At 69.5% G+C, this 24,168-nt stretch carries 13 protein-coding genes; 2 read left to right on the top strand and 11 right to left on the bottom strand.

The genetic code is table 11. The features are described from left to right. Positions 1 to 13 precede the first annotated feature (13 nt). Positions 14 to 5,854, bottom strand: a complete 5,841-nt coding sequence (locus tag AB0A74_RS05470; RefSeq protein WP_358247669.1) for an RHS repeat-associated core domain-containing protein — start codon at positions 5,852 to 5,854, stop codon at positions 14 to 16. A 20-nt stretch (positions 5,855 to 5,874) separates the two neighbouring features. Next, positions 5,875 to 10,314 carry a LamG-like jellyroll fold domain-containing protein gene (locus AB0A74_RS05465; protein WP_358247668.1) on the bottom strand — a complete coding sequence of 1,480 codons (4,440 nt, stop codon included), beginning with the start codon at positions 10,312 to 10,314 and terminating at the stop codon, positions 5,875 to 5,877. 835 nt (positions 10,315 to 11,149) lie between these two features. Here AB0A74_RS05465 and AB0A74_RS05460 point away from each other — a divergent pair. After that, positions 11,150 to 11,995 (top strand): formyltransferase family protein, encoded by an 846-nt coding sequence (locus tag AB0A74_RS05460; protein ID WP_358247667.1) that lies wholly within the window; start codon positions 11,150 to 11,152, stop codon positions 11,993 to 11,995. On the opposite strand, the gene AB0A74_RS05455 is transcribed toward AB0A74_RS05460, so the two are convergent. From AB0A74_RS05455 to AB0A74_RS05415, 9 genes are all read right to left on the bottom strand, one after another. Then, positions 11,979 to 14,369, bottom strand: a complete 2,391-nt coding sequence (locus tag AB0A74_RS05455) for a tetratricopeptide repeat protein (protein WP_358247666.1) — start codon at positions 14,367 to 14,369, stop codon at positions 11,979 to 11,981. The two genes, AB0A74_RS05460 and AB0A74_RS05455, sit on opposite strands and share 17 nt — an antisense overlap. A gap of 15 nt (positions 14,370 to 14,384) precedes the next feature. Then, on the bottom strand, positions 14,385 to 15,005 hold the full coding sequence (locus AB0A74_RS05450; RefSeq protein WP_358247665.1) for a DUF6879 family protein: 621 nt from the start codon (positions 15,003 to 15,005) through the stop codon (positions 14,385 to 14,387). Next, entirely contained in the window at positions 14,998 to 15,267 is a 270-nt protein-coding gene (locus tag AB0A74_RS05445; protein ID WP_358247664.1) for a hypothetical protein, read from the bottom strand. Before AB0A74_RS05445 ends, AB0A74_RS05450 begins: the two co-directional genes overlap by 8 nt. Before the next feature lie 886 nt (positions 15,268 to 16,153). Next, positions 16,154 to 17,299 (bottom strand): LLM class flavin-dependent oxidoreductase, encoded by a 1,146-nt coding sequence (locus tag AB0A74_RS05440; protein ID WP_358247663.1) that lies wholly within the window; start codon positions 17,297 to 17,299, stop codon positions 16,154 to 16,156. Between the two features lie 14 nt (positions 17,300 to 17,313). Then, positions 17,314 to 17,862 (bottom strand): NADPH-dependent FMN reductase, encoded by a 549-nt coding sequence (gene ssuE / locus AB0A74_RS05435; RefSeq protein ID WP_358247662.1) that lies wholly within the window; start codon positions 17,860 to 17,862, stop codon positions 17,314 to 17,316. Between the two features lie 13 nt (positions 17,863 to 17,875). Beyond that, positions 17,876 to 19,108: an SfnB family sulfur acquisition oxidoreductase gene (locus AB0A74_RS05430; protein WP_358247661.1), complete on the bottom strand. Its 1,233-nt coding sequence runs from the start codon at positions 19,106 to 19,108 to the stop codon at positions 17,876 to 17,878. Positions 19,109 to 19,152: 44 nt separating this feature from the next. Next, complete coding sequence (locus AB0A74_RS05425; RefSeq protein WP_358247660.1) at positions 19,153 to 20,379, bottom strand: acyl-CoA dehydrogenase family protein; 1,227 nt, start codon at positions 20,377 to 20,379, stop codon at positions 19,153 to 19,155. Next, on the bottom strand, positions 20,376 to 21,524 hold the full coding sequence (gene sfnG, locus AB0A74_RS05420) for a dimethylsulfone monooxygenase SfnG (protein WP_358247659.1): 1,149 nt from the start codon (positions 21,522 to 21,524) through the stop codon (positions 20,376 to 20,378). The genes AB0A74_RS05425 and sfnG overlap by 4 nt, the downstream gene beginning before the upstream one ends. Before the next feature lie 228 nt (positions 21,525 to 21,752). Beyond that, positions 21,753 to 22,664 carry a LysR family transcriptional regulator gene (locus AB0A74_RS05415; RefSeq protein WP_358247658.1) on the bottom strand — a complete coding sequence of 304 codons (912 nt, stop codon included), beginning with the start codon at positions 22,662 to 22,664 and terminating at the stop codon, positions 21,753 to 21,755. 768 nt (positions 22,665 to 23,432) lie between these two features. Here AB0A74_RS05415 and AB0A74_RS05410 point away from each other — a divergent pair. Continuing rightward, positions 23,433 to 23,723: a hypothetical protein gene (locus AB0A74_RS05410; protein WP_358247657.1), complete on the top strand. Its 291-nt coding sequence runs from the start codon at positions 23,433 to 23,435 to the stop codon at positions 23,721 to 23,723. The last annotated feature ends 445 nt before the right edge of the window (positions 23,724 to 24,168 follow it).

The following is a 24,168-nucleotide window of genomic DNA, read 5'->3' as shown; positions in this document are numbered from 1 at the left end:
CTCGACCACGCGCCTACTTGAACCAGCCGGCCACGCCTTCCTTGAAGGCTTGGCAGTAGCGACACAGGTTCGGCATGTCGATGATGCGGACGGCGTCCGAGTACTCGGCGCCGCCGGAGGCCAGGTGGTGGTTGAGCCCCGGCACCTGGGCTCGCGCGTGCGCCCCGCCGTACAAGCCGACGGAATGCAGTTTGCCACCGCTCGTGGCCAGCTCCAGCTCACCTCGACCGAAGGGGACCTCGGCGTACTGACCGGGGTGGTCCTGCTGCTTCTCGATGTCTCCCCTCATGACCTTGTAACCGGCTCCGGTGGAAACCCCCACCTTGAGGTCAAGGCCGCCCTTGGCGACGTAGACGATGCCGACGCCCTTGTCGTCCATGACCACGCAGCCTTCCGCGCTGACTCCCACAACGGCCGAAGCACCCACGGTGCCGCATGCTCCCATCGTGGTTCCGGGCGGCCGGGCGCACCACGGCCCCATGACGGGGTTCAGGCACATCGACAACGCCAGGGTGTCACCGACGGGGGCGAGCGCGTCCCCGATCGCTTCCCCGAGAGCCCTGTTGCTCGCCGCGGTCCGGTCCTTGGCCAGGAGCTCGTCATAAGCCTCGGCGGCCGCCTCGAACCTGTTCCGCGCCGACATGCACTCGAAGGTCCCCTTGGTCGGAGCAGGCTTCGGACCGGTGCAGATGTCGATCATCGACGTCTCGGCGAGGTTCCGCTGCGTGATCGCGATCTGGTGTGCGGGGCTCGCCCCCACGGGGATGGGCAGGCCCTGGCTCGGCCGCGAGTTCGCCGGCTGCGTGTCGAGCACCCACTTCGGCAGGGGTGCGCTGGGCCGCCGCGGGGTGGTGGCCGGAACGTCGCCCCTGGGGTTGGCGCACGGGCCGTCGATCATGCACGGGGTCGCGCGTAGGCCGGACGGGTCGCTCTTGCTGATCGGGCTGTTGGCCGAGTAGGAGTACCCGTGCAGCTGCTGCGGGTCCGAGAAGTCGCCGATCGGGTCCACGGACAGGAACCGGCCGGTGTCCGGGTCGTACTGCCGGGCGCCCAGGGTCGTGAACCCGGCGGAGGAGTCGACGGTCCCGCCGACGAAACCCCTGTCGCCGACGAAGTTCCCCTGTGGTCCGCGCGGCCCGCCGAACGGCAGCTGCCGCCTGCGCTCGGTCTTGAGCGAGCTGACCTCGACGGACGCGTTCACGGTGCCCTGGTGGTCGGTGGCGACGTAGACGAGCGCGTCGCCGGATCGTGCGGCCACCACCCGGCCATCGTGCGAGTAGTACCGGGTCGCGGTCTTGACCGTGCCCGTGACCTTGAGTTCCTGGCCACCCAGGTACACGGTGGTGCTGCCCGGTTCACGGCGGATGAGGCGTTCGCCGGTGGCGCCGTAGACGAACTCGGTGACCTTCGTGCCCTCGGTGACCTTGGCCAGTCGTCCCTCGGCGTCCCAGTCGAGCCGCTGGGCCTCGCCTGAGGGCGTTTTGCGGCTGACCGTGTTGCCCACGGCGTCGTAGCCGGGTTCGTCGACCTCCGCCGCGGCGAGACCGGGTCCGGCCGTGGACACCGACCCCACCCGGTGCCCGCCGGCCTTGCCGTAGGTGCGGACGGTGTCGCCCTGCACCTCGTGCCGGGTGTCGGTCAACCGGTTGCCCACCTTGTCGTAGGTGAACGACTGCCAGTACTTCGCCGGGCCCGCCAGGTTCCCGGTGGACGGCTCCGCCGCGCACGGCTCGGCGGTCTTCGCCGGCGTCCACGCCGAGGTCAGCCGCTGCAGGTGGTCGTAGGAGAAGCACTGGACGTCCGCCTGCTGCCCCGGGGTCTGATCGACGATGGAGGTCATCAGCCCGGCGGGGTTGTGGGTGTAGTTGACGTCCGCCTGCATCGGCGCCGAGGTCTGGGTGTCCACGATGGTCCGTTCCGGACGACGGGTGGCCGACTCGTAGATCATGGTCACCCACGAGTGCTTGCCCTCGTCGCCGAACCGGAACTGCTGCGGCTCGCCGTAGCTCGTGTACTGCGTGTCCGTGACGTAGTTGAACGGTCCCACGTTGCTCGGGCCGCCCGAGGTCTTCTGGACGCGGCCGAGGTCGTCGTACTCGTGCAGGACCGTCTCCGCGTCGAGGAAGCCGGGCGTGCCCCGCGTCCCGACCGCCGGCAGCCCGGTGCTCTGCAGGCTGCCGTCCGGGTTGTACCGCGTGGTGGTGATGTACGTCCCCGCGATCTGCCGGTCCTGCTCCGAGTTCGGGATCACCACCTGGGTGGCGGCGGGCCGGCCCGCCCGGTCGTAGGACAGCACGGAACTGGTGTACGCCGTGGCGCCCAGCCAGCGCGTGGCCGTGGCGGGCAGTCCCTTCCCGTTGGCGACCGTGTCGTAGGTGGTCTCCGAGCGCTTCTCCGTCCGATCGGGGAAGACCTGCTCGGTCAGCGTCGGACGGCCGAGGTCGTCGTACTTCGCCCGCAGGACGGTGCCCAGCGCGTCCCGGGTCTCGACCAGCCGGCCGAGGTCGTCGTAGGTCTTGCGCGTGGTGCCCCGGTCCGGGTCGTGCTGGACGGTCTGCCGGCCGAGCAGGTCGTACTCGTTGCGCCAGACGTTGTTCTCCGGGTCCTTGACCTCGCTCAACAGACCGCCGGCGGTGTAGCCGTAGGTCGTGGTGTCGTGCGAGGAGTCGGGCGCGTCGGTCCGGCGTTCGACGACCTGCCCACGCGCGTCGAACAGGGTCGTGGTGGGTACGCCACCGGCCGGTGGCGTCACCTTGACCCAGTCACCGCCGTAGGTCGTCTTGGTCCGCCACTTCTCGGTGGGCGCCTTGAAGACCTCGGCGGTCGGGCGACCCGCCCCGTCGAACTCGGTGACGGTGTGCGGCGGGATCGCCTCGGAGTTCGACGCCACCCACAGCTTGTCGTCCACGTCGCCGAGGGTGAAGAACGGCGCGGTCGTCAAGAACGCCCGCCCGTGCGTGTCGTACCGGGTCTCGGTCAGCAGCCTGCCCCCGTCGGTCTTGCGCTGGGTCTGCCGCGGCCGCAGTTGCCCGTCCAGGATCTGCTTCGTCTCCGGCAGGTCGAAGCCCTTCGGGCCGAGCACGCGGGTGGTCACGACGTTCGGTTCGGTCCGGGAGATCTTGTAGGCGAACTTCTTGTTGCCGTTGTCCCCGTTGCGGGCCCGTCCCGGCAGCCACACCTGGGTCAGCCGGCCCAGCGGGTCGTACGCGGACTCCGTGACCCGCCCGTTGACGTCCGTGACCTTGACCGTCGCCCCGGTGGCCGGGTTCAGGGTCGTGGTGATGGTGAACCCCAGCGGGTTCGTCGACTTCGTCTGCGTGACCGGGCCGCCGACCGCCGGCGTGAACGCCGCGGTGGTGACCTTCCCCAACGCGTCGGCGACCTTGAGCGCACGGCCGTGCTTGTCGATGTCCTCGGCCTTGATCGTCGAGGTCGTGACGTGCTCGAACCGGTCGGCGGCAGGGCGCGCCTTGAGTGCCTGCGTCGAGGTCACGTTGCCGCGGTCGTCGTAGGTCGTGCGGTCGTTGGCGATCGCGTGCTGGGGGAAGGTCGCCGCAGCGCCGCAGGCGACCGCGACCGTGTCCACCTCGGACGGCAACGCCATCAGCCACTTGTCGGTGTTGCGGGCGTAGGACGTCGTGGTGCAGCGGTCGTCGTCGTCCTTGGTCACGTCACCGAAGTCGTGGACCCGCCAGACCATCGCGGTCGGGTCGTCGTCCTGGTAGTGGGCCTGGCTCTTCGTTTCCTGCTTGCGCCCGTCCGCGAGCACCGTGAACGACCTCGTGGTGCCCTCGCGGACGATCCTGGCCTCGTACACGCCGCGCTTGGCGGTCGGCGCGGCCCGCCAGTAAGGCTCGCTGATGGTCTTGCCGACCACGACGTCCGTGTCGCCGAGGTAGGTGATCGACTCCCGTTCGATGCCGTTGAGCCAGTTGTGGTCGTCCACGGAGCCGTTCTCGGAGTCGGTGACCTTGGCGGGCGGTTTGCCGCGGTCACCGTTCATGCCCCGGTAGAAGGTGGTGGCCACCTTGGTCCGCGACTGCGGGGTGTCGGAACTCCGGCCGGTGCGGACGACGACCTTGCCGTAACCGCGGAACTGGTTCCACGTCTTGTCCTCGTCGCGGGTGAACTCGGACTCGTCGTAGTGCCAGGCCGCGCCGCCGACGTACTCGTAGGTGGTCTCGCTGCTCAGGTCGCTGCCGATCCAGTCCGTGTTGGACACCGAGGCGACCACGTACTTGTGGAACAGGTCGGTGCGCTCGGCGATCCCCGGCGCCGACCACTTCGCCGGGAAGCACCGCAGCGTGTTCTCCGCCGGGGTGATCACGGTGTTCTCGTCGCATTCGCGTTCGGCGTAGGTGACCGTGGTCACCGCGCCGGATTCGGACACGATGGCGCCGATCCGGAAACGGAGCAGGAACGACGCGCCGTCACCGTTCTTCACGACCCGGTTCGGTTTGCGGACGCCCTCGAAGGTCACCTCGGGCAGCGCCAGGGTGCCGCCGTCGTGACCGGTGTGCGTGATGCCCGCCAGCCACAGCGCGGGCTTGCCGTTGTGGTCGGGGTAGGGGAACTCGTGCCGCAGCGTCCACGAGTCGACCGTGCGGTACCCGCCACCGTCGCGGACCTCGGTCCGAATCTTGTTCAGGCGCTTGGTGGTCCAGAACGACGGCGACCACGTCTTGTCGCACGACGCGCCGTCGCACTTCAGCTCCAGCGGGACGTCCGGGAAGTTGGCCCGGTGCGCCGCGTTGTTCGGGTCGCAGCCCGAACCGGGCACGCACCGCTCGGCCTCCTCGAACACCACCCTGCCGGTCGCGGCGAGGTCGGGGGTGTCGTCGCGCAGGCCGTACGCGATGCTCTTCAGCCAACCGCCGCGGACGTACTCGGCCGCTCGGGTGTTCTTGTTCTGGCCGTACCTGTTCCACTCGACGCCGTAGTCGTAGACCATCACGTCGCCGTTGGGGCTGACGACCTTGTCCAACTGCCAGCGGTACCCCTGGTCGCACCAGGATCCGGCGAAGCCGTCGGTCCGGTTGCACGGCTCGTCCCGGTCGTCGCCGTACACGGGAACGGTCCAGGTCGAGCTCGCCGCCGCGCGGGAGCCGAAGAAGTACTGCGTCCCGTCGGTGGTGGTGACCTTCCAGTGTTCACCGTCGTTGTCGGCGTTGCGCCCCGGTTCGGCGATCCGCTCGACGCGGGAACCGTTGTCGCTCTTCGGTTTCCACACGCCGGACGTGTCGTCGCGGATCAGCGCGGTCTGGGTGCCGTTGAGCGACAGCGTCGCGTTGTCGCTCTTCCAGCACAGGTCGCCGGGGTTGAGCCGGGGGTCGCCGGGCAGGTCGGTCTGGCAGCCGCCGTAGGTGCGCTCGACGTGGCCGGGCCACAGGGACCACCCGTCGCCGACCCACGAGGCCTGGTTGTTGGTCGCGCTGGTCAGCCCGTCGACCGCGCTGGAGGAGTACCCCAGGCCCAGTGACGGCGCCAGTCCGCCCGCGGCGGGTGGCACCCGGAGCGCGTAGGACCAGGTGAAGTCACCGGTCTGCCCGGCCACGTCCCACTTGCCGGACTGGCTCAGCGAGGTGGCCGTGTAGGTGCCTTCACCGGGCAGTGACTGTGGCAGGCCGCTCTGGTCCCCCCGCCGCGCGGACTGCGCGGCCTCGTCCTTCTCGGTGCCGCGGGCGCCCTGCGCGACGGAGGCGACGGAAACCGGTGACACCCCCGGTGGCTGCACCGACGGGCCACCGACCGCCAACGCGATCGGTGCCGTCGACGCGGTCGAGACGGCCAGCGACACCGCCAGCGCCGCGACCGTTCCCGCGGCCGTCGATCTTCTGAACCTGCTCGAAAACATGATGTCTCTCCCCCAGAGAGTCAGGCGGACCCATAGGACTTGTGGAGTTCCCAAACGCGGTCGGTGCTCAGGGCACCGGTGTAGACCCGCACGTCGTCGATCCGGCCGGGCCAGTACCGGCCGTAGGTCCCGTCGTGCTTGGACCGGCCGAGCTGCAACCCCTCGCCGCCGGCCCACGGGGTGAGCAACGTGCCGTCACCGACGCGCAACCCGTTGACGTAGAGCCAGATCTTCTTGGCCCTGGCGTCGTAGACCCCGACCAGGTGGGCCCACTTGTCCTCCCCCACCTCGGTGGGCAGCACCGACAACGCGGCCTGCGTGACCGTTCCGTTCTGCTCGGGCATTTCGAACGTCCAGGCGCCGAGGGAGTTCTCGTAGCCGTCCTTGACGTGCCCCAGCCGGAACTTGCCGGCCTGCCCCGAGTCGAGGCTGACCGCCGACACTTCGCCGTCCTCCGCCACTGTGAGGTTGACCCACGTGCTGACGGTGAAGCTCTGGTCGGTGCGCACGTCCAAGCCCGTGGTCGAGACCGCGCCGTCGACACCGTTCAACTCGACGGCGTTGCCCGGCCCCCGGCCCGGCACGAAACTCGCGCCACCGTGCAGCGTGCCGCCGCGTGCGCCGATCGAGTCCGCCGCCGTGCCGCCGCCGGTCTCGTCGAGCTTCAGGTTGTGCACCAGGGCGAGGTCACGGCCCGCGATGACCCGGATCTCCTCCTCGAACAGGGTCCGTTGGTAGGTCCGCACGTCGTCGATGGCGCCGCGGAAGAACTCCGCCGGCTTCCCGGCGGCCTGGCCGCGACCGATCTGGAGTTGGCCGCCGCTGGCCAGCGGCGCGTCGAGCGGTTTCGTGCCGACCAGGACACCGTTGACGTACAGGGAGATCTCCTTGCGCTGCACGTCGTGCACGCCCGCGAGGTGCGTCCACACCCCCGGTTGCACGCCTCCGCCGGTCACCGACACCGGTGCCCCGGTGGCCGTCACGCCGGTGAAGGCCCATTGGCTGTTCGCGGTGGCGTGCAGGGCGAACCCGCTGCGTTCCGTCGGAGTGCCGGCGGAAGCCCCGTCCTGCGAGACCGCCGTCTGCGCCACGGCCGCCGCCTTGGGGTTCAACCAGGCCGACACCGCGTAGCTGCGCGTGGTGTCGACGGCGTTGGGCGCGGAGATGCGGTCGTCGAGACCGTCCAGGCCGGCGGCGAGGTCGTCGGCGTTGGGCGTGGTGCTGTGCCCCGGCACCCAGCTCGGCGCTCCGCCCACGGTGCCGTCGCGGCCCCGGCCCGAGTCGTCGGCGGCGTTGCCGTCGAGCTTCCACGAGCCCGTGGCCACCGCGTCGGCCGCGATGATGCCCCGGATCTCGGCCTCGTCGATGACCCGGGAGTAGGCGCGGACTTCGTCCACCCCGCCCGCCCAGAAGCCGTTGAGGCTGCCGTTCCACCTGACGTTGCCCACCACGAGCGAGCCGCTCGACGCGGTGTGGCTGTTCCACGGGGCGGTGGCCGCGAGCACACCGTCGACGTAGAGCCGGATCTGCTTGGCCGGTCGGTCGAACACGCCCGCGAGGTGCGTCCAGGTGTTCAGCTTCGACGGCATCGACGAGAAGGCCTGAGCCGAGGGCGTGCCGGGCGTGTCCTGGGACGCGGTGGCCAGGAGTTCCCACCGGCCGACGCCGTTGAGCTGGCGTTGGTTGAGCGCGAACCCGCTCCGGGGGCTCGCGTCCTGGGACAGGACGGTGTACGCCCGACCGTCGGGCCCGGTCCGGTCCTGCCGCACCCACGCGGCGACCGCGAAGCTCTGGTCGGTGCGCAGCACGGACTCACCGGTCTCGGCGGTGTCGTCGACACCGTCGAGCTGCAACCCTTCACCGACCGCGCCGGGAGCGTACTTGGCGCCGCCCTTCGGCGTCATCGGCGTGCCGCCGGGGACGTTGTTGCCACCGGTCCGGTCGTCGAACTTCCACTGCCCCGCCTGGACGTTGCCGAGACCGACCAGCGCACGCACCTCGCTGCCGACCAGGGCCCGGTCGTACACGCGGACCTCGTCCACCGCGCCCTTCCACCGCTGCCCGACCGAGCCCGCGTCACCGATGCGGACCGCACCGGTCGCGCTCCAGTCGTTCGTGCTGCGTTGCGCCGTGCCCACGAGCGTCCCGTTGACGTACAGCCGCAGCGTCCGGACCGTCGCGTCGTAGACGCCGGTGAGATGCGTCCACGCGCCCGGCTGCGGCGCACCGACCGGGGACGAGGCGAAGTCGTTGGCGACGTCGATGGCCGAGCGGGCGATCCCGAAGCCCCAACTGTTGGTGTCCAGCCAGGACAGTTGGAACCCGGGCACCGCGGAGCCGAGCTGGCTGACCGCGGTGGCCGTGGACCCGGGGTGCTGGGGGTCGAGCCTGACCCAGGCGGACACGCTGAAGCTCGCGCCGGTCAGCACGGTGTTCGGCGCGGTGAGGTGGCCGTTCACCCCGTCGAGCTGGACCGCCGAACCGACCGCGCCACCGTCGGTCCACGCCGCCGAGCCGTGGAGGGTGGCGTCCCGGTCGCCGAGGTCCGCGTCGTCGCGGGTGTGGCCGTCGAGCGGCCAGAGCGACTTCGGACCGAGGCCGGTGCGCACGTTGAACGTGTAGACGGTGGGCTGGCTGGCGTTGCCCGCCTTGTCCACGCTGCTCACGAACAACGTCTGGCGACCGGTGGCCTGCGGCGTCAGCCAGGTCGTGGAACCGCCGCCCAGGCTGCTGCCCTGGTCCAACTCGACCCGTTCGCTCGGTGTGCCCCTCCACGAGTACTTGTAGTGGTCGACGTCGTCATCGCCGTTGGACTTGAAGGTGAACCGGTCGGCGACACCGGGGCCGCCGTGCCAGTCGTTGTCCTGGCGGTACAGCACGCTGTCCACGATCGGTGGCCTGGGCGGCGTCCGGTCGATCACGAACGAAGGGCCGTTCTCCCACACCTTGCTGTCGAGGACACCGTCACTGGCCGCGATGTTCCAGTCGATCCGCTGCCCGTCGGGTCGGCCCGACAGGTTGACCTCCGTGCTGAAGGTGGTGCCGGAGGTGCCGGTGCCCATCGTCTGCCACACACCGTTGACGTGAACGCCGCCCCAGATGGTCCCTCCGTCCGGATCGGACAGGTCGCCCTTGAGCAGGATGCGGTCACCGCCCACGTAGGACGTCCCGTTGCAGTGCCTGCACGGCGTCAGCGCCGGGTCCGTGCGGGGGTGGCGCGCGTTGTCGGGGTGGTGGTTGTACTCGACGGAGATGTACGGGTAGCTCTCCGTGCCGTCGTTCTCCCGCGCGACGAAGAACCGCCTCCAGCCGTTGTCGTGGGACTCGTCCCTGGCCTTCAGCCCGAAGACCAGGTTCCGCCAGTTCTCGTCGGCCCCGTTCTGCGCCGCGGTCCAGATGACGAAGCTCGCCCAATCGGCGTTGCAGTACCCGGCCTTGCCCACCGGCCGCGCGGAGTCGACCCGGTTGGCGTCGCTCCACGCCGGTTGGTTGTTCCAGGTCGTGTCCGAGCCGACGTGGCTGAGCACGTGCAGGTCCACGTAGGGCACCAGGTTCGAGTCGCAGGTGTGCTGGTTCTTCCAGCCCTGCTTGATGAAGAACCGCGCGCTGTTGATCTTCGTGCCCTGGAGGGGGACCGCGTCGAACCGGAAGAGCGAACGCGCGGTGTCGGCCCGGCCGCAGTCCGGGCACTTGCCGACCCTCGCGACACCCTTGAGCCGCTCGTCGTCGTCCGCCGGCGCCGGGTTGTGGTACGCGTTGTCGGCCCAACCGCTGCGGACCACGGACCATTCGGCCTGACGCGGCTCGTGGTAGCTGTACTGCGGATCGATGGTGATCGGCAGGGTCGCCGCCGGGTCGGTCAGCAGGGTGCGGTCCGGCGTCAACGCCAGCTCCGCCGCACCGACCGCGACCCCCACCGCCGCGGTGCGCCCCCCGCTGTCCCACATGGTCGCCGCAGGTGCGCTGAAGACGGTGACGCCCTTCGAGTCGACCGCCTTGAGCGCGCCCTTGTCCTCGCTGAGCTGGACGCCCCTGGTCGTCAGCCCGAAGCTGACCCCGGTCAGGGCGGTGGCGGCCGCACGGGTCTTCACCACGAGTTCGTGCCCGAAACCCCCACGGCCGGCCCTGGCCCGCAGATCGACCCCCGGGAGCACCTCCGGGTACAGCGCGATGTCCCCCGAGACCACCGGCGCGGGAAGCGGCGTCGGCCACCTCAACGCGATCTCGGCCCCACCGACCGTCATCCGCGCGAACTCCTGAGCCCCACCCCCGGAGAACACCACCTCGGCCGCGGTGGCCCGCGTCCCGAACGAGCCGTCCTCACGCGCGACCAGCGACGGATCGATGTCAACCCACTCGCCGTCCCGCTTGAGCCGGGTGGCCACCACGGACTGCTCCATGGTCATCGAGCCACTCGGGTTGGCGAAGAACCTGGTGTTCTCGGTCTTCAGGCCCGCCACTTCCACCTTCGAGCCTTGCCGCCGAGCGGCGACAAGCGCCGCCTGCTCGGTCTCCGCCTCAGCGACCGGCCCCGACACACCAGGCGCACGGTCTTGCTCAACCTGCCAGGCCGCGACGGCAGTACCCACCAGCACCGCCACCAGACCCGCAAACACAAGTCTTCGAACTCTCACACTCGCCCCCCACACAACACGCAGCCAGATGCCCCACCAGCCGCAACCGCTGCGAGTGTGCTGAGCCCGACTTCTGTCCCCCTTCGAACCCTCATGAAGCCACTTTGAAGCGCACCGGGCTCCTCTTCCCCTACCATCCCGGCCCACCGCACCACTCCACGCGACGCCACAACCCACCCCGCGCCACCTACCCACCCGCGAGGAACCGCGCCCCGCTGCACTCCGAGACGCGACTCTCGGAGGCGGTCCGCTGCAGCCGGGCCGGGTGACCTTCCCGCAGTTCGTGCTCCAGGGCGACCGCACACTGATCACCGGCGGCATGGCGCCCGGGCGGGCGTTCGACGAGCAGGGCCCCGACGCGCCCGTGCTGGAAGTCGTGTTCGGCTCCGACACTGGACCGGCTCCCCGATCGACCTCAGCGGCAGGAGTGGAGGTGTACGGCAGCGATCACCTCACGAGATTCGGAACACCCGGGTGAATATCGGCAAAAGCTATCGAGGACCCCGGCAGTGTTGCGAAGCTGGACTGGATTCGCGCGCGTATCGTCGGCGGACCAACAAGCACTTCTACAGACGTGTCGACGCTTGACCTGCTCGTTTGTCTGCCTTCCGTCTGTACGGGTGCCGTGGCATGAACAGGCTCTACTGCGGAAGGAACCTCTATGCGTGTGGTGCTGGCTTCCATGGGGGTCGAGGAATTCTCGTACCTGCACGAGACGGTCGAAGCAGCCGGTCACACTCCGGTCGCCTACGTCATGTCCCGATCCATGCGGCCCCGGCGCAGGGCCGACCCTGAAACCGCCGAATCCGTGCAGGAGGTACTCACCCACCTGCCCGGTTCGGTCGACATGACGCTGCCCGCAGATGCGACTGGCGTAGGAAGGGCCCTGGTCGCCGCCGAGGCTGACCTGCTGGTGGTCTACGGCTTCAACTGGATACTCCCGCCGGAGGTGTTCGGTGCTCCGCACCTCGGAGCGATCAACATCCACACCTCCGCCCTGCCGGACTACCGGGGGCCGGCACCGGTGCTCTGGGCGATCCGCAACGGCGATCCCACCATCGGCGTGACGATCCACCGCATCGACGAAGGAGTGGACACCGGCCCCGTGCTCGCCCAGCAGACAGGCATTCCGCTCGACGACGACATCACCCCCGAACGCCTGCGAGAACGGCTGATGCCGGTCATCGGCAGCCTTCTGCGCACCGCGTTGGACAAGGTCGTCCGCGGCGAGGCCGGCACACCCCAGGCCGGCGCGGCGACCCGCTACGCCGGGCTGTTGGAACCGGAGTTCTCCCACGTCGACTGGACGCGACCCGCACGGCAGATCCACGACCAGGTCCGGGTGTTCAGGTTCATGGGCAGCAGGTCGGCACCTCTCGCGATGGTCGAAGGCACCTGGGTGAGACTGATCCGGACCAGCCTCACCCCCGCCGCCGGTCCACGTGTCGAATGCGGCGACGGTGCCTTGTGGATCGTCGAATCGGAACCGTTCACGACGTCCGGATGAGCCGGTCGCGCAGTTCGATCGCGACTGGGTCGTCGAACTGCGCCAACGCGTTCGCAGCCTCAAGCCGGGCCTGGTCCGCCTCCTCAAGACGTCCCAGGTCCGTCAGGGCGATGACGAGATGGGCCAGGGCGTTCGCGAGGTTCCACCTATCACCGAGACCACGGTGCACCGATGCGGCGATCCGGTGGAACCCGACGGCCTCCTCACGTCGTTCCAGCGCCTGGTAGGCGCGCCCGGAACCGTCGATCGCGAGCGCTTCCCTGCTGCGATCACCCAACTGCCGATGGATGACGGCAGCCTGCTGGAACGCTTCCAAAGAGTCCGGTGCTCGATCTTCGGCCAGCTGGACGTGGCCGAGTTCGGTCAACCAATGGGCACGCCACACCTGGTTGTCGTCGACGACGGCGATCTCCAGGGCGGCGTCGATCGCGGTACGCGCTTCAGCGATCCTGCCGGCCTGCCGCAACGCCCTGGACAGCGTGTTCAACGCGTTGCCCTCACCGGCCCGGTCCTTGAGCCTACGGAAGGTTTCCAACAGTTGCCCGAGAAGGTCGCTCGCGGACTCGTACTCGCCGCCGTCGGTGAGCGCCTCGGCGAGGTTGCTCCGGGCCAGCGCTTCCCAACGCTCATCCCGCAGTTCCGTCGCGATGTCGGCAGCAAGGGCGAAATCGGCGCGCGCGGCGTCGAGCCGACGGTGCCTCAACCCGAGCAGACCGAGCGCGTTGACCGACACCATCTCGCCCACGCGGTCACCGAGCTGACGACGGAGCGCCAACGCTCGCAGGTGGTGCTGTTCGGCCCGGTCCAGCCTCATCGCCTGGAAGTGCAGCTTGCCCAGCGTGTCCTGAGCCTCGGCTTCCGCGGCGACATCACCAGCCTCGACCGCCGACACTGCACCGAGCTCCGCCACCGTGAGCCAGTCGTCGAACGCGTTCTGGTGCATGTATACCGCGCGCAGCACAGCCGCCATCTGCCACACCTGGTCGTGCAGCCCTAGACGTGCCGCCAGACGGACCGTCGCCACCAGGTTGGATGCCTCGGTCCGATACCACAGCAAGGCGGCGTCGTAGTCGGTGAAGGACAACGGTGCCGTGTCCGGCGGTGGCGGCCCCGGTAGCACGAACCGGTCATGCGGCGCGATGAGTCTCTGTGCCTCGTCGGCGGTGTGGAGGTACCACGACACCATGCGACGCACAGCCTTCTCTCCGGCCCCGGCCTCCTCAAGGCTACGGCCCTGGTCTATCGCGTAGGCCCGGAGCAGATCGTGGAACCGGTACCTCCGAGGCGCGCTGTGCTCCAGCAGTTGCGCACCGACCAGGGCATCGAGGTCCTGGCGGGTCCGGACGATGTCGGCACCAGCCAACGCCGCGGCCGCGGGCACTCCGAACTCGTCACCCGGATGCAGCCCGACCAACCGGAACACCGCCGCCGTCCTGGACGGCAACGCGCGGTAGGACCAGGCGAACACGGCACGCACCGCGTCCGCCTCGTCGTCGGCCTCGGGCGTGAGTGCTTCCCACAGGCCGGATTCGTCACGCAGGTCGGCCATGAGCGCGGTCAACGGCTCCAACGGTCGACTCGCGGCCCGCTCCGCCGCGATCCGCAACGCAAGAGGCAACCGTGCGCACAGCCGCGCCAACTCCACCAGGTCGGCGGGCTCGTCACCGCGGCGCTGCGACGAGGTCGCAGCACGCAGCAATGACACCGCACTGTCGTCGTCCAACAGATCGACCTGCAGCCGGGCCGCCCCCTCCCGGGCGATCAGCCCTGACAACCGGCTGCGACTCGTGACCACGACCAGACTGAGCGGCGCACCCGGCAACAGGGGGCGGACCTGGCGCGTAGTCGCCGCGTTGTCCAGCAACACCAACACCTGCTTGTTCGCGACGATCGAACGGTAGAGCGCCGATCGGTCGTCCATGTCCCGGGGTACCGCCCGCGACGGAACACCGAACGCACGTAGGAAACGCCCCAAAACCTCTTCCGGACCGACCGGTGGATCAGGGTCGTAGCCGCGGAGGTTGACGTACAACTGCCCATCGGGGAACCGCTGCTGCAGGGCATGTGCCCAACGAAGCGCCAGCGAAGTCTTGCCAACACCAGCGGTTCCGGTGATCACGATGACACCAGGGGAGTCGTCGTGAGTCGCCAGGACCTCCGCGAGCCGGGCCAACTCGCTGCGTCGGTTCACGAAACCACGCACATGCCTGGGCAACTGCCGCGGTACGACACTGAACGCATCCGCCGCACGATGAAGGTGCACCCCGCCGTGCACGTCACGCGCCTGGATCACGTCCCCGACACTGCCGTAGGTGCCCACCCGGTTGTCGGCTGCGCCGATGCCGTCCGCGTCATCCGGCAGTTGCGTACCCACCAACGCTCCTCTTCGTCAGGGCAACAACTGGCCCTCCGGTGCCGGCAGCCCGGCGACACGACGCTCGAAGTAGCTCGCGATCGGTTCGGCAGACGCGTACAGCTCGGAGATGAAGCGTTGGCACCGCATGATCACCGCACGATCTGTGTAGCGACGCGCGGCCTGGAGTATCCCGCGCTCGTCGTACACCGCCTCGTACATCAACTCGGTACCCAGGGTGTAGATCTCCGGCAGCGGCTCGGCGGCCTCGTACCGGGCGACACGTTCTACCGGCACCACCCGCACCGGGCCACCACACTCGTCCCTCAGCCGCAGCACGTGCAACTCCCACTGCAGGTAGGGTGAGATCGGTTCTTCGACGACGCGCACGCGTCGCGCGGTGAAGCCCGCCTCGGCCATTCTCCGTTGCTCGGCGGCCAGGTCACCGCGCCCTTCCTCCAACAGACGGAGCGACTCGCTCCAGTCACCCCGGGCGAACGCTTCCCAACTGTCGTACCCGGGTTCCTGGAAGTGCTGTTGCCGTTCGAGCTTCCAAAACCCCGGGGTTCCGGTACGCCAGAAATTCCGCTCGAAATCGGGCCAGTACTCGTCCAGTGGCAACAACTCGTGATGGACCGAATGGACCAGCTCATGCATCGGGAATGTCCGCCTTCGCTGCCAAGATGGTCTTCCGGGGGATCACCACGAGGCTCTCACCCGGGTCGATGCTCACACCTTCCGGCAGCCTCGCGTGGTAGGCGCTGGTCAGGTCCCGCCCGATGACCGCCACATCACCGTTGTCGAGTTCCCATATGTCGGGACATGAGCCATTGCCCGACGTCTGCCCGAGTTCGTGGGACGACTTGCCCCACCTGCGCGCAAAAGAGGCCGACGAGTCTGCATTCCACGCTTTGGACACAAAAATCCCCCCTAGGCGTACACAGGCACGTATACATGTATAACAATATTACTCGTGGGATGTGACGAGCGTCAATCTTCCAACCGTGGTTCACACTGATGGGCACTAGCCATATGAGCAGTTGTCATCCACCTGGGTTAACTGCGTAACATGAGGCCAGACGGGGTCGCACGGTACAATCCGCAATAATAGGGCCAACTGGGACAGCGCCTCCTGCGGTCTGCCAAGCCACTGACATCGGGTGAACCAGTCGGCCAACAACTGAACCAACTGGGCGCACTACGCTCTTTGCAGCAACCGCTCAGGTATGGCCGCCTATGTTGACGCTTGATGCACATGCACCACGCTGATCGGCGACGGGCCGCCGAACGCGCCGATCCCCACTGTGCCACCCGGCCGCCGGCAGCGCCCGCGCCCGCACACTGCGATCAGCGCGCAGAGGTGCCCCAGGCACTGGAAGTTGCGACGCAAGACGCATGCCAGCTGCACCGGTCAGGCCCGCGGGTTGCGCGGTGACCGCCGTCCAACCGACGTCGTCCACGGCCCCTCGCGCAGCCGCCCATCACAACGAAATCGAACCATCGTCACGGCCATGCACGCCGACGACGACAGCACCATCCTGAGCCAGCTCCGCCGTGTCAGGCAGATACCACCCCGCCACCTCGCCGGATCGACGGCGTGTGTGAGACCCAGGTGGAGAAAGTACGGGTCCAACTTGCGGCGGCGGATGGAGTCCTGGTGGGCGCACGGGCACCCCGGCTACCGCTGCCACCACCACCGAAGCCCGCGCATCGCAGCGACGCCGCCGACCATCTACTTTCAAGAAAAGCAGTTGATCATCAGGGTCGGGCATGCCTTGCACCTGGGCAGCTGGCTGACCCCGGGGTCACCGGGAAGGCGCGAACGGTATGCCGGTCGGTGCCGTCTCCGGCGGTGCGGCCGGGTGGTTCCACAAGCCCTTGGCTCGCAGAAGTGGCAGCACGCCCTCGCCGAACCAGTAGGCCTCCTCCAGGTGCGGGTGGCCGGACAGCACGAACTCGTCGATGCCCAGCGCGTGGTACTCCTCGATCCGCTCCGCCACCTCGGCATGGCTGCCCACCAGGGCGGTGCCCGCACCGCCCCGGACCAGGCCGACGCCTGCCCAGAGGTTGGGCGACACCTCCAGCCGGTCGGTGCGCCCGCCGTGCAGTTCGCGCATCCGCCGCTGGCCGACCGACCCGCTGCGCGCCAGGCCGTCCTGCACCGAGGCGATGACCCGCGGGTCCAGCGCGGCCAGCAGTCTGTCGGCCTCGGCCCACGCCTGCTCGGAGGTGTCGCGGCTGATCACGTGCAGCCGGATGCCGAACCGGGGAGCGCGGCCGGTCGCCGCCTCGGCCCGCACCCAGGCGATCTTCTCCGCCACCTGCGCCGGCGGCTCGCCCCAGGTCAGGTACACGTCGACCTGGCGGGCGGCGACCCGGACGGCGGCGGAGGAGGATCCGCCGAAGTAGATGTCCGGCACCGGGTCGGGCACCCGTGACAAGGCCGCGTCGACCACCTGGACGTGCTTGCCGTTCAGGGTGACGCGTTCGCCGCGCCACAACGCGCGCGTCACCGTCAGGAACTCGTCGGTGCGCTCGTAGCGCTCGTCCTTGCCGAGGTGGTCGCCGTACGCCCGCTGCTCGTGGTCCTCGCCGCCGGTCACCACGTTGAGCAGCAGCCTGCCCCCGGAGTGCCGCTGGAACGTGGCCGCCATCTGCGCCGCCAGCGTGGGAGAGACCAGGCCGGGCCGGAACGCCACCAGGAACTTGAGGTGTTCCGACTCGCGCGCCACCATCGCGGTGGTGAGCCAGGCGTCCTCGCACCACGCTCCGGTGGGGGTGAGCGCGCCGACGAAGCCCAGCTGCTCGGCGGCGCGGGCGATCTCGGCGAGGTAGGAGATGGTGGCCGGCCGGTCACCGCTCGCCGCGGTGATGTCGGTGCCGTGGCCACCGCCGACGAGGTAGCGGCTGTCCCCGTACGTCGGCAGGAACCAGTGGAACGTCAGGGTCATGACGACCTTCCGGGTCAGGGTGCGGGCACGAGCGAACGGGTGCGCACGGCGGCGGAGAACGCGTCGACCACCGGGTAGAACGGGCCTGCGGTGTCGGGGTGCAGCCGCACGTCGCCGTCCGGCGCGTCGATGTGCCGGTCCAGCACGAACCAGCCCGGCACGACGTGGTCCGCACCCAGCGAGGACAGCACCGGCCGCAACGCGTAGTCGATCGCGAGCACATGGGCGTTGCTGCCGCCGGTCACGAGCGGCAGCACCACCTTGCCCTTCAACGCGAACTGCGGCAGCAGGTCGAGCAGCAGCTTGAGCAGCCCGCTGTAGGCGGCCTTGTACACCGGGGACGCCACCACGACCCCGTCGGCCTCGGCGACGGCCGACACGACGGCGGCGATGGCGGGGTCGGCGGCGTCCGCGTGCAGCAGCGGGCGGGCCGGCAGGTCACGCACCCGGACGGTGGCGGCCGTGTGGCCGTCCACTCGCAACCGGGCGGCGACGTGCTCGGCCAGCGCCGCGGTGCGCGAGGTGGCCGACGGGCTGCCGGACAGGACGAGGATCGAGGACAAGTCGGGCCTCCGGTCAGATCAGGCCGTGCCTGGGCGGCGGCGCCCCGGTCAACGCGTAGCGGCCGATGTGCTGGACCTTCCAGCGCACCGGGTCGTGCAACGTGTGGGTGCGCGCGTTGCGCCAGTGGCGGTGCAGGTTGAGCTGGTCCAGCGCGGACCGGGTACCCGACACCTCGAACAGCGCGCTCGTCACGTCGACGGCCGTCCGGTCGGCGAACGCCTTCGCGGTCGCGACGGCGATGGACGCCGAGGCCGCCTGCTCGGCCGGCGAGGCCTCCGGTCCGCCGTCGGCGAGCCGCGCGGCCGCGTCGTCGACGGCCCGGCCGGCCTCCGCGAGCAGCGCCTCCGCCGCGCGCACCGAGATCTCCAGCTCGCCGAACCGCTGCACGGTCAGCGGGTCGTCCTCGGCCCGTTCGACGCCGGCCTCGAACCACGGCCTGCTCCTGGTTCGGACAAACTCCGCCGCCTCGGTCAGCGCGCCACGCGCGATGCCCACGTCGATGGCGGCGTGCAGGATCTGCGCCTGGGCGCCGTAGAGCTGCGGGCCGGTGAACGTCAAGTGGTGCGGCACGACTCGCTCGGCGGGCACCCGCACACCGTCCAGGCGCACTGAACCGCTTGCGGTGGTGCGCTGCCCCATGCCGTCCCAGTCGTCCACCACGGTCAGCCCCGGCGCGTCGGCCGGCACGTAGGCGACCACGACCCGGTCGTCGGCGTCCCTGGCCAGCACCGGGATCCAGTGGGCGAACAACGCCCCCGTCGAGTAGTGCTTGAGCCCGTCGAGCACGAACCCGCCATCAGGGTGGGGAAGCAGCCGCGTCCGGTGCTCCTGGACGTGCCTGGTGCCCGCCTCGGACTGCGCGTTGCCGAACCGCCTGCCCGCCAGCACCTCGGCGAAGAAGAACCGCCGCTGCTCCGGCGTGCCCTGGTGCCGCAGCACGTTCACGTACACGATGTGGCTCTGCGGGATCTGGGCGATGTTCGGGTCGGCGGTCGCGAGCCGCCGGAACACCTCCGCGACGACGGCCGTGCCGACGTCCGCGCCGCCGTGCTCGCGCGGCACGGTGATGCCGAGCAGGCCGCTCGCCGACAGCTCGGCCAACTCCCCGGTCGGCAGCAGTCGGTGGGCGTCGCGCTCGGCGGCGCGTTCGGCGAACCGGGCGGCGAGCCGGTCGGCCGCCGCCAGCGCCTCGGCCCCGTCACGCAGCACCGCGGCCGCGCGTGGTGAGTCGACCAGTCCGGTCATGGCGTCCTCCGGTGTGGTGACGGGGGCCGAGGCCCGGCGGGCGATCAGGTGTACCAGGTGGGCTCGGGCAGTTCGCCGAGCAGCGCGTACCGCCCGACCTCCACCCGCTTGTACGCCACCGGGTCGTGCAGGCTGTGCGTGCGGATGTTGCGCCAGAAGATGTCCAGGCCGACGGAGTTCGCGCTCGCCCTGGCCCCGGTCACCTCGAAGACCTTCGTGCCGATCTCCAGGCCGGTGTCGACGGCCCGTTGCTTGGCCGCCGCGATGAGCACGGCCGCGTGGCCGCGTTCCTCCGGGGTGACCGCGTCGGCGTGCGCGTTGATCCGCTCGATCGCCTCGGCGGCCCGCTCCGCGAGGGCTTCCGCGGCCCACAGCTTCGCCTGGAGGTCGCCGTAGGTGTCGAGGATGTAGAACTCTTCGGTCGCGGAACCCTTGTTGTCGCCGCCGTAGGGCCACGGCCGGGTCCGGTCGCGGGTGTACGCGGTCGCCGTGCTCAGCGCTCCGCGGGCGATGCCGAGGTAGAAGTTGGTGAACACCAACTGGATGAGCGGCACGTTGAGCGTGTTGTAGGTCCTGGGCCGGAACTCCTTGTCGACGTATCCCGCGGCTTGCGCCCACGGCACCCGCACGCCGCGGACTTCGACGCTGCCGCTCTCGGTGAGCCGCTGGCCGAGGTTGTCCCAGTCGTCGTTGAAGACGATCCCCTCCTGCGCGGACGGGACGATCGCGAAGATGTGCTTGTCCGTCCCCGCCAGGACGCCCTCCAGCACGGTGACGTCGGAGACCTTGCCGCCGGTGGAGAAGGACTTGCGGCCGTTGAACACCAGCTCGTCGCCGTCCTCGGTGATGACGAGGTCGTCGTCCCTCGGGTTCACCGCGCCGCCGTAGAACCAGCGCTCGCGGGTCGCCTGCTCCTCCACGGCCGCGATCTGCTCCGGCGTGCCGACCAGCCGCGCCGCCCACGCCCACAGGTAGTGGTAGCCGATGAGCTGCCCGATCGAGCCGTCGCCGCTCGCGACCTCGCGGATCACCCGGTAGGCGGTGGTCCAGTCCTGCCCGCCGCCGCCGTGCTCGGCCGGGCCGAGCAGCGTCACCAGCCCGGCGTCCTTGAGCAGTCGGACCTCGGCGTGCGGGGTCTTGCCCGCGCGGTCGCGCTCGACGGCGTCGGAGGCCAGGATCGCGGCGACCTCGGCCGCCCGCGCGACCCAGCCGGCGGAGTCCGCGGGCGCGGGTTTCCCGGCCCAGTCGGTGGTGTTCTCGGTGGTGGTCATCGGGTCACTCCCACGGGTTCCGGGGTGCCGGTGCCGGTGGCCAGGTCGGCCTCCAGCTCGCGGACGATGGGCAGCACGTGGCGGCCGAAGTACTCGACCTCTTCCAGGTAGTGCAGGAAACCGAGCAGCAGCAGGTTCACCCCGCGCCGCTTGTACTCGACGATCCGGTGCGCGATCTGCTCGGGGGTGCCGATGAGCTTGCTGCGGAACCCGTCGTTGTACTGCACGAGGTCCTCGAAGCCCGAGTCCGCCCACATGCCCTTCCGGTCCGGCGCGGAGCCGCCCGCCTGCCGGACCGCGTCGCGGAAACCGTGCACGGCCTCGACATCGGCCTTCGCCACGATCTCGCGGAGCGTGTCGCGCGCCTCCGCCTCGGTGTCGCGGGCGATGAGGAAGGCGTTGAGCCCGAACCGGACGGTCCGCCCGTGCCGCGACGCGGTGTGGTCGACCTCGGCGATCTGCTCGCTGATCCCCTCGAAGTCCTTGCCGTTGCTGAAGTACCAGTCCGAGACCCGGCCCGCCATGGCGCGGGCCGCCGTCGAGTTGCCGCCCTGGAAGATCTCCGGGTGCGGCCGGCCCGGCGCGGTCGGCGGCTTCGGTTTGAGGTCGTACCCGCGCAGCCGGTAGAAGTCGCCCGCGAACTGCGCGTCGTCCTCGGTCCAACTCGCGCGCAGGACCCGGATGAACTCCTCGGACCGGCGGTACCGTTCGTCGTGTTCCAACCAGGGCTCGCCCAGGGCGGTGAACTCGCCCTTGAACCACCCGCTCACCACGTTGACCGCGGCGCGGCCGCCGGAGAGGTGGTCGGCGGTGGCGATCAGCTTCGCCAGCACCGCGGGGTGCCACAGCCCGGGGTGGACGGCGGCGATCACCTTGAGCCGCTGGGTGGCCAGCAGCAAGGCGAGGCTGAAGCTGGTGGACTCCTGCTGGTACGCGGCGCCGTAGCTGGCCATGTACCGCACCTGGGACAGGGCGTACTCGAACCCGTTGTCCTCGGCGAGGACCGCGAGCCTGCGGTTGTAGTCGTAGGTCCAGTCGGTGCGCTGCTCGATCGTGCTCGTCACGAGGCCGCCGCTGACGTTCGGCACCCAGTAGGCGAACTTCAGCGGCTCTTGATTGATTTCCGTGCGGCTTTCTGTGGACACGGCGAAAACTCCCGGGAAAGGGGTAGAAAGGGGGCGGCCGGATCAACGCTGATCAGCGCGGACAACCCTGGCCGGCGATTCGCACGAAATCCACGTGCCGCCGCCGGGTGAGGTCCCAGCGATCGGTCGACATGGGAAAAAGTCTAGGCACGCTCGCCGTGATCGGTCCATTCGCCATCGCCGAGGGGGCGATAGGGTTTCCCTTCCACCGCCGCGGGCGCGTCGAACTCATGCCGCGCGCTCCCCGAACTGCATGGCACGCTTGACGAAAAGCTGGTGCAGCTCGCGTGCGGGCCGCGTGGTCGAGTCCGACCGGCGGCGCTGCGCGACCAGCATGACGTCCACCTGACGGGACGCCAGCGGGCGCCAGGTGATGGTCCCGGCGCGTTCGAGCGGGTCTCCGACGACGCTGAAGTCCGGCAGCACGGTGACGCCCAACCCCTCCGCCACCATCAGCTTGCCCATCTCGGCGCCATCGGTGGAGCACGAGAACGAAGGTGTGCGCCCGTCGAGCAGCCGATGCAGGTACCGGTGCATGACGTACCCGGACCGCATCACGATCAGCGGCTCGCGGACCAGGTCGGACACCTCGACCGCGGGCCGGGCGGCCAGCGGGCTGTCCGCCCGCAGGCACACCACCGGCTGCCCGCGCAGCAGCTCGGTCGTGTCGAAGTCCGGCGGCGGGTCGTCGCCGCGCAGGTAGTTCACCAACCCGATGTCCAGGCTGCCCTCCCGCAGCGACCGGTGGATCTCCGCCTCACGCGCGTCCACCACCTCGACGCGGGTCGCCGGGTGGGTCTCGCGGAACTCCCGGATGGTGGGGATCACCAGCCCGACGGTCGCCGCGTTGACCGTGCCCACGCGCAGCACCCGGTTGCTGTGGTGCTGGTCGTCGGCGGCCCGGCGGAGCTGGTCCACGGCTTCGAGCACCCCGGCGATGTAGGGCAGCAGCTCGCGGCCCTCGTCGCTGATCCGTGCGCCGGACCGCGTGCGGTTCAGGATGTTGACGCCCAGCTCGCGCTCCAGGTTGCGCACCGTCTCGCTCAACGCGGGCTGCGACAGGTGCAGCTCCTCCGCGACGCGGCGCAGCGAGCCGAGCCGGGTGACCGCCTGGATGTACTCAAGCTGCTCGATCCGCACGTCGCCACCCTCCCGAAGAGCCCGATCCATCGGACCGGGCAGCCCGGATCGATGTCAACGGCGCCCATCATCTGGTCACCTTCACCGATCGGGTGACAAGCTCGGTCACGCATACTTTTCACCGGTGGAGTGCTTGCGACTACAAGGTGCCTGTCCGCAGTCCACGCCGCCGTCACGTCGCCGCGATTGCGGCGTCACCGGCCGCGCGACAGCTCCGTGTCGCAAGTTCACGATCGGCTGTCCTTGCAACCTTTGATCAATCGGCACGCACCCCGCTTGAGGATCGTGGTCTCCTGAATCGGCCACCTGCGACCGGTGGGAAGGGGAGCATGACCACGACCGCCATGCCACCCGACGAACCAGAGGAACCCTCGTATCGCGGGCAAGAGTGAAGAGCTTGATGTCCAGACCGGGGGCGACGTCACGGGCGGTGTGGCCGATGCTGCTCAAGCCGCCACTGATGGAGATACCTTCGCGGCGACCTGCGAAAGCGCTCACGACAATGTGCAGGTGAATTTCGCCGCCGGTGCGGCGACCGGTGACGGCAGCGCCAATGCTTGCGTCGCGCCGACCCACCCCGCAGTTCGCGCAGTACGGCGGAGAGTTCGCCAGAGGCACGTGCCGGCGGACGTGGGCGCGGCTAGCGAGGATGCCCAGCGCCAGCGGAAGCCCCGTCAGAACCGGACCAATTCAGCGACAGCCTCCGGCTCGGCGGTGGCGGGTGCCGCGCCAAGCCGCCGCTTCAGCAACATTTGGGCTTCGGCATAGGTGAGCACGTCGAGGTCAACCGCCACCGGGCCCCCTTCCGAAGTCTCGATCAACATTCCCCAGTGGACGATCCACTGGTACGACGCGACCGACACCAAAGTCGCAGAGACCACCGCCGACCTCACCTTCACCTACGTCGGCCCTCTGCCCCACGAGATGGTCGGTCTCGCGTACGACAGCAACCTTGAGCAAGCTCTGGTCGGCACCGCCACCCCCGTCTGCGAAACCAGCAACACCTGCAGCTACTACAACGGCACCGTCATCGGACGCACTCGCGTCAGAATGAGGTGAACACCGCCATCTGTGGCTGACAAGCCGCTCACGCCCACTCCTACTGGCAGCGGGCCGACCAGCCTTCCTTTACAGGCCCCGATCGGTCCGCCACCGCGCACAGTCCGATCAATCCTGGAGAACCCGAGCTACACCGGTTACACCTCTATCGACAGGTGGACCCGACAGGAGACGCTGTTCCGGGCCTGTCGGTGTCGCCGCGGGCCAGGCCCACCACTTCACGCACTCGACCGGGGGACACGCCACTCGCCCGCTGGACGAGCGAGAGTGCGTCCTTCCACATGTCCCGCTTATCCATGGGACGTAGGTAAGCGGGACAGGCACTTGGGACATCCGCTATAAGCCGCTGACCTGCGTAAATGACGCCGGCTTGGGCTTGGGACACCTGCGGGTGAGCCTGTCCTATTCCGTCCCGCCAGGTACTAGATCAGGGATGACACGGCAG

The organism is Saccharothrix sp. NPDC042600, from assembly GCF_040647305.1.
GTDB classification, from domain to species: Bacteria; Actinomycetota; Actinomycetes; order Mycobacteriales; family Pseudonocardiaceae; genus Actinosynnema; species Actinosynnema mutabilis.
Note: the sequence above shows the minus strand (reverse complement) of the source record. Positions and strands in the feature narration are given on the sequence as shown.

Bases quoted from the DNA above. Each gene is read 5' to 3' on its own strand.
- AB0A74_RS05470 (WP_358247669.1), bottom strand. From the start codon at position 5,854: ATGTTTTCGAGCAGGTTCAGAAGATCGACGGCCGCGGGAACGGTCGCG.
- AB0A74_RS05460 (WP_358247667.1), top strand. From the start codon at position 11,150: ATGCGTGTGGTGCTGGCTTCCATGGGGGTCGAGGAATTCTCGTACCTG.
- AB0A74_RS05450 (WP_358247665.1), bottom strand. From the start codon at position 15,005: ATGCATGAGCTGGTCCATTCGGTCCATCACGAGTTGTTGCCACTGGAC.
- AB0A74_RS05440 (WP_358247663.1), bottom strand. From the start codon at position 17,299: ATGACCCTGACGTTCCACTGGTTCCTGCCGACGTACGGGGACAGCCGC.
- AB0A74_RS05430 (WP_358247661.1), bottom strand. From the start codon at position 19,108: ATGACCGGACTGGTCGACTCACCACGCGCGGCCGCGGTGCTGCGTGAC.
- AB0A74_RS05425 (WP_358247660.1), bottom strand. From the start codon at position 20,379: ATGACCACCACCGAGAACACCACCGACTGGGCCGGGAAACCCGCGCCC.